General features: G+C 33.4%; 11 protein-coding genes. 7 read left to right on the top strand and 4 right to left on the bottom strand.

Features of this window, described 5'->3' with window-relative positions; genetic code table 11:
• Positions 1-468: a hypothetical protein gene (locus GFJ94_RS11155; RefSeq protein WP_153201590.1), complete on the top strand. Its 468-nt coding sequence runs from the start codon at positions 1-3 to the stop codon at positions 466-468.
• Between the two features lie 141 nt (positions 469-609).
• On the opposite strand, the gene GFJ94_RS11150 is transcribed toward GFJ94_RS11155, so the two are convergent.
• The 4 genes from GFJ94_RS11150 to GFJ94_RS11135 all read right to left on the bottom strand — a co-directional run bounded on the left by GFJ94_RS11150 (position 610) and on the right by GFJ94_RS11135 (position 4,108).
• The gene (locus tag GFJ94_RS11150; protein ID WP_153201589.1) at positions 610-1,137 is read right to left on the bottom strand and encodes a hypothetical protein; all 528 of its coding nucleotides are present in this window, start codon (positions 1,135-1,137) and stop codon (positions 610-612) included.
• On the bottom strand, positions 1,121-1,813 hold the full coding sequence (gene prfH, locus GFJ94_RS11145) for a peptide chain release factor H (protein ID WP_153201588.1): 693 nt from the start codon (positions 1,811-1,813) through the stop codon (positions 1,121-1,123). Before prfH ends, GFJ94_RS11150 begins: the two co-directional genes overlap by 17 nt.
• 1 nt (position 1,814) lies before the next feature.
• The gene (locus GFJ94_RS11140) at positions 1,815-3,206 is read right to left on the bottom strand and encodes an RtcB family protein (RefSeq protein ID WP_153201587.1); all 1,392 of its coding nucleotides are present in this window, start codon (positions 3,204-3,206) and stop codon (positions 1,815-1,817) included.
• A 329-nt stretch (positions 3,207-3,535) separates the two neighbouring features.
• A complete protein-coding gene (locus GFJ94_RS11135) occupies positions 3,536-4,108 on the bottom strand; it encodes a hypothetical protein (protein WP_238989461.1) in 573 nt (190 codons plus the stop codon).
• Between the two features lie 310 nt (positions 4,109-4,418).
• On the opposite strand from GFJ94_RS11135, the gene GFJ94_RS11130 reads away from it, so the two are divergent.
• The 6 genes from GFJ94_RS11130 to dapB all read left to right on the top strand — a co-directional run bounded on the left by GFJ94_RS11130 (position 4,419) and on the right by dapB (position 11,639).
• Positions 4,419-5,546, top strand: coding sequence for a methionine aminotransferase (locus tag GFJ94_RS11130; protein ID WP_153201586.1), 1,128 nt, complete (start codon positions 4,419-4,421; stop codon positions 5,544-5,546).
• A 210-nt stretch (positions 5,547-5,756) separates the two neighbouring features.
• The gene (locus GFJ94_RS11125; protein WP_162523844.1) at positions 5,757-8,174 is read left to right on the top strand and encodes a T9SS type B sorting domain-containing protein; all 2,418 of its coding nucleotides are present in this window, start codon (positions 5,757-5,759) and stop codon (positions 8,172-8,174) included.
• Positions 8,175-8,654: 480 nt separating this feature from the next.
• Positions 8,655-9,419 carry a ParA family protein gene (locus tag GFJ94_RS11115; RefSeq protein WP_153201584.1) on the top strand — a complete coding sequence of 255 codons (765 nt, stop codon included), beginning with the start codon at positions 8,655-8,657 and terminating at the stop codon, positions 9,417-9,419.
• 8 nt (positions 9,420-9,427) lie between these two features.
• The gene (locus tag GFJ94_RS11110) at positions 9,428-10,327 is read left to right on the top strand and encodes a ParB/RepB/Spo0J family partition protein (protein WP_153201583.1); all 900 of its coding nucleotides are present in this window, start codon (positions 9,428-9,430) and stop codon (positions 10,325-10,327) included.
• Positions 10,327-10,887, top strand: coding sequence for a DUF5683 domain-containing protein (locus tag GFJ94_RS11105; RefSeq protein ID WP_162523843.1), 561 nt, complete (start codon positions 10,327-10,329; stop codon positions 10,885-10,887). The genes GFJ94_RS11110 and GFJ94_RS11105 overlap by 1 nt, the downstream gene beginning before the upstream one ends.
• A gap of 44 nt (positions 10,888-10,931) precedes the next feature.
• A complete protein-coding gene (gene dapB / locus GFJ94_RS11100; protein WP_153201582.1) occupies positions 10,932-11,639 on the top strand; it encodes a 4-hydroxy-tetrahydrodipicolinate reductase in 708 nt (235 codons plus the stop codon).
• Positions 11,640-11,656 lie beyond the last annotated feature (17 nt).

The following is an 11,656-nucleotide window of genomic DNA, read 5'->3' as shown; positions in this document are numbered from 1 at the left end:
ATGAATAAATTTGAAGAAATATTAAGCAGTTTTTCAATAAACAAACCGTATATTGAAAACGAAGTTGAAGCTTCTAAACAAGGAAACTTAGCATCAAATATTGATATTTTAGAAGCATTTAAAAGAAGTTTAAATGGATTATTTGTAGAAACAAAAAACACAGATAATTTTTATAATATGGTTACAAGTGCACCTGATGCATTTGGTTTAGAAAATAATCCTTCGCCTGAAATTGTAAAAAACACCCTTATCAAAACTATAAATGCGGATTCAAATTTAAAATTTGCTTTATTACCTTCTGATTGTGAAAATTCACCCTATGATTTTAGTGTTTTTCCACCCGAAAATGGAGAATCCGTTAATGATTATTGGATTTGGTTTGTAAAATGTGATTTCTTTCCAGGTCCTTATTGGCTATTAATAAAAAGAGAGGGATCTGCCGATGGATATTCGTATGGTTATATGTAAATTCTAAAAAATTAAGTTAGAATCAATAACTTAAATTTCCTCTGAAAAATCAATCCCTTTCACTTTTTCAAAAAAGTCGGAGAAGATGTATTTAAAACATCTGAATAAATACCAAAAAAACCAGCCTCACAGCTGGTTTTCTTATTTTTTAATTTTCTTAGCTTTTTGAGACTTCGCCTTTTTCTTAGGTTTCAAAAGTTCTTTTTTTGCCTTTAATCGTTTTTCAACCTCATCGGTTTCGTAAGTTTCATTGGTAAACGTATTCAATTTAACCTCATCGATTAATTTTAAAGATTCTTTAATAGCTGCTTGACGTTCTAACAATTGAACTTTCTTTAACAAAATCACCATTTTATTAATGCCTTTTATTGTCATTGCAAAGTCAATTAACTTAGAAGCTTCTTCATAATCTTCATTCAAAAGCAAGGTTTCTATATAATATGGATATACCGCTACGGCATCTATATTAATCGCCAATGCTTCTTGAAAATAACGTTTTGCTTCTTCATAATTTAGCAATTGCTCTGTTTGAATTCTTCCATACAAACACAAAGCGGTTGTATTCTTCGCATCGTAGGACATGGCATAATCTAAAGATTCAATGGTTTCTTCCAAAGAATAAGGATAATTATCTAAAGCCTGAAACAAGTATTTATCTATATTTTTCATTTTTTAATTCGTTTTTTAATTGCTGTCGTACAGCTTTAAATTTCTTTTCTACTTTAAGTTTCTTAAAATCAGAACCTTCAAAAGTTCGAATTGGATTTCCACGTTCTACAGCTAATTGATTCGTCCATTGACTTTGAAATTGTTGTTTCAAAAGATTCAATTGGGCTTCATTTAGTTTCAGTAATAAACGCTCAGTAGCTAATTTCTTGTTCTGATGTTGCGAACGTGAATCCATACTCACCACACTAATTCCTGTTGGTACATGTGTCGCTCGAATAGCAGAACTGACTTTATTTACATGTTGTCCGCCCGCTCCAGAACTTCGCATCGCTTGATATTGAATGTCTTTTTCTGAAAATGCTCTAGATTGAATCGCATCTACTTCAAAAATTCCAATAAACCAATTGCTTCGCTTATGAAATTTTCTAAACGTACTTTTTCCAATCCATTGAATGGTTCCCACCCATGAAGCAACAAACTCATCTGCTTCATTTCCTATAATTTGAACCATAGCCGATGCTACCGTTCCATTTTCTTGACCTGCTTCGTGTTGCAGAACAGTCGCTTTTAATTGTAAAGCTTCTGCTTCTTGCAACACTTTTTTCAATACTTGCGCCACAACCCAAGTACATTCAGCAGGTCCTCTTCCTGAGGTTATTTGAATTATCTTTTCCATCTTATCGGTTCATTCTAACAATTTTCGGTGTGAAAGTTCCTAACACATCTACTAATTCGGTTTGTAAATTCATAACAGTATGAATGTTCTTGTACGCCATTGGTGCCTCGTCAATATTTCCACCTATCAACGTCACATCATTATCTGCCAAGACTTTTTTAATCTGACTTTGGGTAAAAGTAGCTTTACATTTCGCTCTCGAAAACAAACGACCCGCTCCGTGAGAAGCCGATTGCAAACTGTCTTCGTTTCCTTTACCCATTACAATAAATCCTGGCGCAGTCATTGAACCTGGAATAATTCCCAATTGCCCTTTAGCTGCTGGTGTTGCTCCTTTTCGGTGCACAATGCATTCTTTGCCATCCACCATTTCTTTCCAAGCAAAATTGTGATGATTTTCAATGGTTACCACAATGCGTTTTCCTAAAGCTTTAGCCAATCTTCTGTGAATATCTTCATGACAAGCTTTGGCATACTCTCCCGCTAAATTCATAGCCATCCAATATTCTTGACCGTCATGCGTATTCAAATCCAACCAAGCTAAATGCTGTACATTTTTTGGTAACGGACATTGCTTACTTGCCAAATACGTATAATGTTTAGCAATATTGGCACCCAATCCACGAGAACCACTATGCGATAAAACCGCTACGTATTCTTTGGCTTCCAATTTCCATTCCGGCAATGGATTGTCTAATTTCACAATTCCGAATTCCACAAAATGATTCCCTCCACCAGATGAACCTAATTGCTTGTACGCTTTGTCTAACAACTGTTTCACAACTGGAATGGTTTTAAATTCGTCTTTGTAAAACACTTCGTGATCGGCTTTAACTTTATGCGTTTCACTCATTCCAAATTTGGTATTGTCTTTCAAAATGGCTTGTAATTGATGGTCTTTCCCTTTGAAAAAAGACGCTGGTAAATCAAAAATCGACAAGCTCATTCTACAGCCAATATCCACTCCTACTCCGTATGGAATCACTGCATTATCGGTAGCTAAAACACCGCCAATTGGTAATCCGTAACCTGAATGCGCATCGGGCATTAAAGCACCTTTTACCGAAATTGGTAATTTTAAAGCATCGTACAATTGAAACTTAGCTTGTTCATCAATTTCGTTTTCTCCAAAGATGGAAAAAGGTGCTCGAGTTGTTTTCAATTGATTGAATTTTACTTGAACTGGATTTACTAAACCTTCCGCTACTTTTCCCCAAGTGCCATCTCCTTTGAATTTTTCTGGATGCAGCAATACTTGTTTGGCTTCGGTTAAAATACTTTCCTTTTTTTCTCTTTTTCGATATCTGTTAATTTGCCCTAAGGCAATGTTTATTGCATTATTTTTTGGGAAGCCTAATTTAATTAAGTCTTTCCCAGATAGTTTATTTCCCATGATTATTTTAAAAATGATTCATAACAATGAACTACAGCAAACCAAAAAGGCATACTTAGCACATTGCAATATTTTTGAATACGTTTCGGGAAATTTTTTGAAGGTTCTAGAATAAACAAAAAAAAGCCCGAAACTAAATGTCTTCGGGCTTTTTCATATATGTTTTTTATCTATGATTGCGTTAAGCCACGAAGAAGAGCCACACCAGTTCCCACTGATGAATTGCTTTGAGGTAATGATTTGAATACAAACATTTTTCTTCGTTTTAAAAGGTTATTAATTTTCTGATGCAAAGATTTGGTTAATTTTTTCAATATTCCAAATAAATTTTAAAATTTCTTATAAATATGCTCATCCATTGCCTTTACACCTTCCAAAAAATCAATACTTTTCACTTCTTCAAAAAAGTCGATTTCGGTTTCGTGAGGTAAAAAATCGGAGATGATGCGCACGATAAAATCTTGTGGTTTTTTCAAATATTTAAAGGTGTAATCTTCCATATTTACAACCGTTTTTTCGGCTAAATCGGTTGTTCTTACAAATTTATCGGAAGTTAAAGACGACAAACAAGGTAAATTTAGCTTTGGCTTTTCGGTGATAATGGGTTTTCCATTTTCAAACAAGCCGCCTTCGTAACCGTATAACGAAGCATTGGTAATTTCGATGGGTTTTCCTAAATGCAAATAATCGGGTAAATGGGCTTCTTTTCCAACTACAGCGGCAAAACCCATTAACACACAAATATCGTGTGGTGGCATTTGCATCATCGCCTTAGCCGTACTTTCACGACCAATTCCAGAAACGATTACTTCGTAAGTATGATTCAAATTAGGAATTCGAGCTAAAGCGTTTAGGACTTTTTCTCGCTCAATTTCCATCGGTGTTAGGATGATTATCTTCAAAATCTTTGAATTAAATCACAAAATAAAGTAATTTGAAGAAATTATAGCGTGTATATTTTTTATATTTTTGAAAAATTATAAAATCAAATTGAATTTATTTTTGAAAATTTAAACCACATAGAAACATAGATATTCATAAACTCTAAAAGTCGTTTCACTTTGCAATAAAAAACATAGCTATGTGTAACAATGAATTGTCTATAACTATCTTTTTAACTATGTTTCTATGTGGTTAATTCATTATCAATAAGAAAATTATTAACAATATAACCAAATTTAAATTGCATTTTCGTTTTCAATAAATTATCTCATGTCAAAACTACCTAACATCACCACCAGTATTTTCTCTGTAATGTCGCAATTAGCGAACGAGCACAGAGCCATTAATTTATCACAAGGATTTCCAAATTTCCCTGAAGACGAACGTTTGCTTCAAATTTCGGAACGTATTATTCGAGAAAACATTCATCAATATACACCAATGGCAGGTTTACCTTCGTTATTGGAAAAAATTGCGAAACAAACGATAAAACAATACGGTAGAAAAGTCAATCCCACAAATGAAATGTTAATTACCGCTGGCGCTACACAAGGCGTTTTTACAGCGATAAACACGTTTGTAAATCATGGTGATGAAGTGTTGATTTTAGATCCAAGTTATGACAGTTACGAGCCTTCAGTTTTGGTAGCGGGTGGTAAACCAGTTCGTGTTTCATTAAACGATGATTATACTCCTAATTTCAACCGTATTGAAAGTGCGATTTCACCTAAAACCAAAATGATTGTCATCAATAATCCGCACAATCCTACTGGGAGAATTTGGACAGAAAGTGACTTTGAATCTTTAGAAACTATTTTAGAAAAACATCCTCAAATTCTTATTTTGGGCGACGAAGTGTACGAATACATTACGTTTTCGCAACCGCATATTTCGTTTAATACACGTCCAAAATTAGTAGAACGAACAATTATTGCTTCTTCTTTTGGAAAATCGTTGCATGTTACGGGTTGGAAAGTAGGTTATCTAATTGCTCCTGAACATCTAATGTACGAAATGAAAAAAGTGCATCAGTTTTTGGTATTTAGTGTGAATAGTTTTTCGCAACATGCGATTTCGGAATATTTGGATGTGGTTGATTTTAGCGAAGTTTCAAAAATGTACCAACGCAAACGCGATTTGTTTCAAAACCTAATCAAAGACAGCCGTTTTGAATTAATGCCTTGTGATGGAACGTATTTTCAGGTGGTGAATTACAATCAAATCTCAACTAAAAATGATGTGGATTTTGCTAAAGAATTGATTGTAAATCACGGTGTAGCTTCTATTCCGATTTCAGTTTTTTATAATGATGCTACAGACAGACACATGCTTCGTTTTTGTTTTGCAAAGACCGATGAAACTTTGATTGCAGCGGCAAAAAAACTGTGTTATATTTAAAAACAACGAATTTATTTGTTTGCAAATTTAATTTTAACCTAAACAATACCTATACAAAATAACGATTTAAACCATCAAATCAGCCTTAAAGTCAGTAAATGTTGATATTAATTGCTTCATGAATATTTGTATAGTTTTTATGACAGATTTTAGCTTCTAACTCTTGAAAAGATATTCTAATTTTAAGAGGTTATGAATATCTCGAAAAACATGTCACTAAAATTAAAGGAATTTTACTTTTTTACCATTTTACTTTTTTATTCTCTCTTTTCGTATGGACAGTTAGGTTTTTGTAATGGTAGTAGTGGCGCTCCTATTTTTTTAGAAAACTTTGGAAGCGGTTTAGATTACGGTCCGGCATTACCTACTGGAGTATCCAATTATAGCTACGTTAATACTGGCTTTCCTCAAGATGGTCAATATACTTTGTTTCACAGAACAAACATAATTCCGAATTCTCCTAATTGGCTTTTTTCACTAGACCGCACACCCGATAATGAAGTTGACGGTTTAAACGGAAAATGTTTAATTGTAAATGCTAGTAATTCGCCTGGACAATTTTACAGAAGAACCGTTACTGGTTTATGCAGTAATACACGCTTTGAATTTTCGGCTTGGGTTTTGAATATATACAACTCAGCTTCAGGTGGTTGTTCTGGAACTGGAATTCCAATTAACGTTACTTTTGAAATTTGGGATCAAACCGATACCATTTTATTACAATCTGGTAATACAGGAAATATTGCAGGAACTTCAACTCCAATATGGAATCAATTTGGTTTGGTTTTTACTATGCCAGCTGGACAAACTTCAGCGATTTTAAAAATGCGAAATAATGGTGCTGGAGGTTGTGGAAATGATTTAGCTATTGATGATATCATGTTTAAAGCTTGTGGCGAAAATAGCGCCATTATAAACACAGCTACAACTGGAAGTGCGATGACCGTTTGTCAAAATTCAAGCATTACTAACCCAAATTTACAAGTGGTTACAACCGGAAGTATTTCTCATGTTTACCAATGGCAACAAAGTAATGACAACATAAATTTCACAGATATTCCTGGTGAAAATACAGCAAACTATACCATTCCAAACATAACAACTACAACGTATTACCGAGTTAAAGTAGCGCAAGACATTGCTAATTTAAACAATCCCTTTTGTTCTACTTTTTCAGATATTTATAGTGTTATTTTTATTCCATTACCTAATGCACCTATTTCTAATGGTGACCAACGTTTTTGTACCAATCAAGCAACGAGTTTAAGCGTTAGTGTTTTGGCTGGAGAAAGTGTAAATTGGTATGATAGTTCCACAAACGGAAATCTTTTATTAGCAAATTCAAACACTTTTACTCCACCTTCCATCGGAAATTACTATGCGGAAACAGTTACAATTTCTGACGGATGCAGAAGCACAACAAGAACGACAGTAACATTATTGCCCGCAATTTCAGTTATACATTCAGGACCAACAACTTTATGCACGAATAGCAATACAGCTATTTCACTTGTAGCTTCTGATGTAAATGCTACTTTAAATTGGACTGCTTCCTCTACTGATGTTACTGGATTTTCAAATGGTTCGGGAACAAGTATCAATCAAACATTACAATATAATGGAACAACAACAGGAACTGTAACTTATGTGGTTATACCCATTTTAAATGGTTGTACTGGAACTCCCCAAACTATTGTTGTAACTGTAACGCCTGCAACTACTATTGCTTTAGTTTTTCCACCAATAACTACTACTTACTGTATAAATGCAACACCTGAAGTTTTACCAACATCATCTTCAAATACAACTCCAATTTTAGGAACTTGGAATCCTTCAACGATAAACACAACAACATCAGGAACTACAACGTATACTTTTACGCCGCAAGTGGGTTCTTGCCAAAATATTCTTCCCTACCAAATAAATATTACGGTTGGAAACAGCTTTTCTCCCGATTTTCCTAGCACCATTTCATTATGTACAGGAGAAACACCTCCTATTTTAGCAACTACTTCACCAAATGGAATTTCAGGAACTTGGTCACCTGGTATAATTGATAATTTAGTTTCAGGCAGTTATACTTTTACACCAAATTTGGGATCGTGTGCTAATCCTCAAACTATTGCGGTAAGCATTTTAGAATCTCAATTACAAGATTTCTTTTATTTAATTTCAGATATTTTCACAAACAATCAAAGCATTACTATTACTGCAATTCCATCAGGAAATTATTATTATCAACTAGATAATGGAGCGCTTCAAGAAAGTAATATCTTCGAAAATGTTAGCGCAGGAAATCACACCATAACCGTAATGGATCAGAATGGATGTGGCAATTTTCTATCTGAAGATATTTTTGTAATTAACTATCCTAATTATTTCACTCCAAATGGTGATGGTATAAATGATTTTTGGACAATTGTAGGTATGAATAGTTTTGAAAATTGGAAAATTTCGATTTTTGATCGTTATGGAAAATTAATTACACAACTTTCTGAAACTAATTTATCTTGGGATGGCAGATACAATGGAAATCAATTACCATCAAGTGATTATTGGTTTACAATTGATTACCAAGAAAGTAATGCCACTAAGAAATTTAGAGCTAATTTCAGTTTGATTCGATGATAGTTAAATGAGAAAAATTAAGTGCTATTTGCTTTTTAATTACTACATTTACTAAAAACCTAGAAATTATGGCAAAAAGTCAAGACGCGAAGAAAACGGCAAAGAAAGAACCTTTGAAAACCGCAAAAGAGAAAAAAGAAGAAAAACGAACTAAAAAAAATACGCCAAAGCGTGATTAATACACATCCAAACACGAATTATCTTCGTGTTTTTGTTTTTAATTCCTAAACGATTGATTGTAGCCCCGATTGTAGTGAAAATCCATTTTGTAAAAGTTAAAAAAAAAATGCAAAATTATTGTAACGGAAAGCGGGAAACGACCTCTAAAAAACGCCTAAAGTGTGGCTTCAAAATATTTTTATTTCGGTATTTTTCTGTCTCTAAATCAGTTAAGTTACACTTTAACCCATTGTTAACAAAATTGCCTTGAAAAAACCATAAATAATTGTATTTTTACCACTTAAATTTTTTAATTATCAAATGGGTAAAATCATTGCAATTGCCAATCAAAAAGGTGGCGTAGGAAAAACAACCACTTCGGTTAATTTGGCTGCTTCTCTTGGTGTTTTAGAAAAAAAAGTACTTTTAATTGATGCTGATCCACAAGCAAATGCTAGTTCGGGATTAGGAATTGATGTAGAAAGTGTTGAAATTGGTTCTTATCAAGTTCTAGAACATAGTGCTACTCCTGAGCAAGCAATAGTTTCGTGTTCTGCACCAAATGTATCGGTAATTCCGGCTCATATAGACTTGGTTGCTATTGAAATTGAACTTGTTGATAAAGAAAATCGCGAGTACATGCTAAAACAAGCATTAGAAAGTATAAAAGATAAATACGATTATATTTTAATAGATTGCGCACCATCATTAGGCTTATTAACTCTTAATGCGTTAACAGCCGCAGATAGTGTTGTAATTCCTATTCAATGTGAATATTTTGCTTTAGAAGGTTTAGGAAAATTATTAAACACCATTAAAAGTGTTCAAAAAATTCACAATCCAAATTTAGATATTGAAGGCTTGCTATTAACTATGTACGATTCACGTTTACGTTTGTCAAATCAAGTAGTGGAAGAAGTACAAAAACACTTTAACGATATGGTTTTTGAAACGATTATTCAAAGAAATATCAAATTGAGCGAAGCACCAAGTTTTGGAGAAAGTATTATTAATTACGACGCTACGAGTAAAGGAGCTTCTAATTATTTGAACTTGGCCGAGGAAATTATTAAGAAAAATCAATAATAGAGAAGATGACAAAAGCGGTAAAAAAACAAGCCTTAGGAAGAGGATTATCGGCTTTATTGAAAGATCCTGAAAACGATATTAAATCGGTTGAGGACAAAAACGCAGATAAAGTAGTAGGAAATATTATTGAGTTAGATATTGAATCGATTGAAATTAATCCGTTTCAACCGAGAACAAATTTCAACGAAGAAACGTTACAAGAATTAGCCAAATCGATTAAAGAATTAGGTGTAATTCAGCCGATTACTGTTAGAAAATTAGAATTTAATAAGTTCCAATTAATTTCGGGAGAGCGTCGTTTGCGTGCTTCTAAATTAATTGGATTGAAAACGATTCCGGCATACATTCGTTTAGCGAATGATAATGAATCATTAGTAATGGCTTTGGTGGAAAACATCCAACGTCATGATTTAGATCCAATTGAGGTTGCTATTTCGTACCAAAGATTAATCGAAGAAATTAATTTAACCCAAGAAGAATTGAGCGAGCGCGTAGGTAAAAAACGTTCAACTATTACCAATTATCTACGTTTATTGAAATTAGATCCAATTATTCAAACAGGAATGAGAGATGGTTTTATTTCGATGGGACACGGAAGAGCGTTGATTAACATTGACAATCAAGATGTTCAAAGCGATATTTATCATAAAGTGGTAACGCAAAATCTTTCGGTTAGAGAAACAGAAACTTTGGTTAAAAATTATCAAGATAGTTTAAAACCAAAAACTGCTAAACCTACAAAAGGTAACTCATTTGACATCAAAGAAGATGAGAAAAAAGCATTTGCTAACTATTTCGGAACAAAAGTTGACGTTAAAGTTGCGGGTAACGGAAAAGGAAAAATAACGATTCCTTTCCATTCAGAAGAAGATTTTAATCGCATCTTGAAACTAATTAATTCTTAGTGAGAAAACTTCAATACATATTTATTTTAACTTGTCTTTTTCTGAGTTTTGAAGGAAGAGCACAAGAAGAGATTTCTTTGGTTCCAAAAGACACCGTTAAAGCAGTTATTGATCCTAATCGCCCAGCTAGAGCGGCTTTTTATTCGGCGCTTGTTCCTGGTTTAGGTCAGGCTTACAATAAAAAATATTGGAAAATCCCTGTTGTTTATGCTGGTTTAGGAGTTGGTCTTTACTACTATACTTTTAATCAAAAAGAATATCATAAGTTTAGAGATGAGTACAAACGAAGATTAGACGGGACAAGTGATCCTGATCATCCAATTTATGGAAATTTAGACAATGATCGTTTAATTAGAGGGCAGAAATTTCACCAAAGAAACAGAGATTTATCTGCTTTAATCACAGGAGCAATTTATATCTTGAATATTGTAGATGCCAACATTGATGCGCATTTAATGCAATTCAATGTTAATGACAATCTATCAATTAAACCAGATATGAATCAAAATCAATTGGATTACAGATTCAATTACGGAATGACATTAACCTATAGTTTTTAACAAAAAATTGGGTAACATTTCAATCAATCCAACAACTAACTACTATGAAAATTGCACTTTTAGGATACGGAAAAATGGGAAAAGTTATTGAAAGAATAGCTTTAGAAAGAGGTCATGAAATCGTATTAAAAAAAGACCAAAACAACACTTTTGAAGGATTATTAAATACCGATGTCGCTATCGATTTTAGTGTTCCCGATAGTGCTGTTGAAAATATTTCAGAATGTTTAAACAACGGAATTCCTGTTATTTCAGGAACTACAGGTTGGGTTGCAGAGTATCCAAAAATGGTAGACTTGTGTGAAGCTAAAAACGGAAGTTTTATTTATGCTTCTAATTTTAGTTTAGGTGTAAATGTGTTTTTTGAATTAAACGAATATTTAGCTAAAATGATGGCAAATTTGAAACAATACAACGTTTCAATGGAAGAAATTCATCACACACAAAAATTAGACGCACCAAGCGGAACAGCAATTACTCTTGCAGAAGGCGTTATCAAACATACAGATTATGCCAATTGGACATTAGAAACACCAATTAGCAACGAAATACACATTGAAGCAAAACGCATCGAAAACGTTCCTGGAACGCATAGTATTTTCTATGATAGCGAAGTCGACCAAATTGAAATCAAACACACAGCACACAGTAGAGAAGGTTTTGCTTTAGGAGCTGTGGTAGCTGCCGAATGGTTAGTAGGTAAAAAAGGTGTTTTCACCATGAAAGATGTTTTAGGTTTGTCCTCAAAATAAACAATTATACAATTTAA

This window comes from Flavobacterium sp. LMO8 (genome assembly GCF_009495755.1).
In the GTDB taxonomy this organism is placed as follows: domain Bacteria; phylum Bacteroidota; class Bacteroidia; order Flavobacteriales; family Flavobacteriaceae; genus Flavobacterium.
This window is presented reverse-complemented; position numbering and strand designations above follow the sequence as displayed.

What these genes read in the sequence shown, in the direction of transcription:
- GFJ94_RS11155 (WP_153201590.1), top strand. Translation starts at nt 1, where the DNA reads ATGAATAAATTTGAAGAAATATTAAGCAGTTTTTCAATAAACAAACCG.
- GFJ94_RS11150 (WP_153201589.1), bottom strand. Translation starts at nt 1,137, where the DNA reads ATGAAAAATATAGATAAATACTTGTTTCAGGCTTTAGATAATTATCCT.
- prfH (WP_153201588.1), bottom strand. Translation starts at nt 1,813, where the DNA reads ATGGAAAAGATAATTCAAATAACCTCAGGAAGAGGACCTGCTGAATGT.
- GFJ94_RS11140 (WP_153201587.1), bottom strand. Translation starts at nt 3,206, where the DNA reads ATGGGAAATAAACTATCTGGGAAAGACTTAATTAAATTAGGCTTCCCA.
- GFJ94_RS11130 (WP_153201586.1), top strand. Translation starts at nt 4,419, where the DNA reads ATGTCAAAACTACCTAACATCACCACCAGTATTTTCTCTGTAATGTCG.
- GFJ94_RS11125 (WP_162523844.1), top strand. Translation starts at nt 5,757, where the DNA reads ATGTCACTAAAATTAAAGGAATTTTACTTTTTTACCATTTTACTTTTT.
- GFJ94_RS11115 (WP_153201584.1), top strand. Translation starts at nt 8,655, where the DNA reads ATGGGTAAAATCATTGCAATTGCCAATCAAAAAGGTGGCGTAGGAAAA.
- GFJ94_RS11110 (WP_153201583.1), top strand. Translation starts at nt 9,428, where the DNA reads ATGACAAAAGCGGTAAAAAAACAAGCCTTAGGAAGAGGATTATCGGCT.
- dapB (WP_153201582.1), top strand. Translation starts at nt 10,932, where the DNA reads ATGAAAATTGCACTTTTAGGATACGGAAAAATGGGAAAAGTTATTGAA.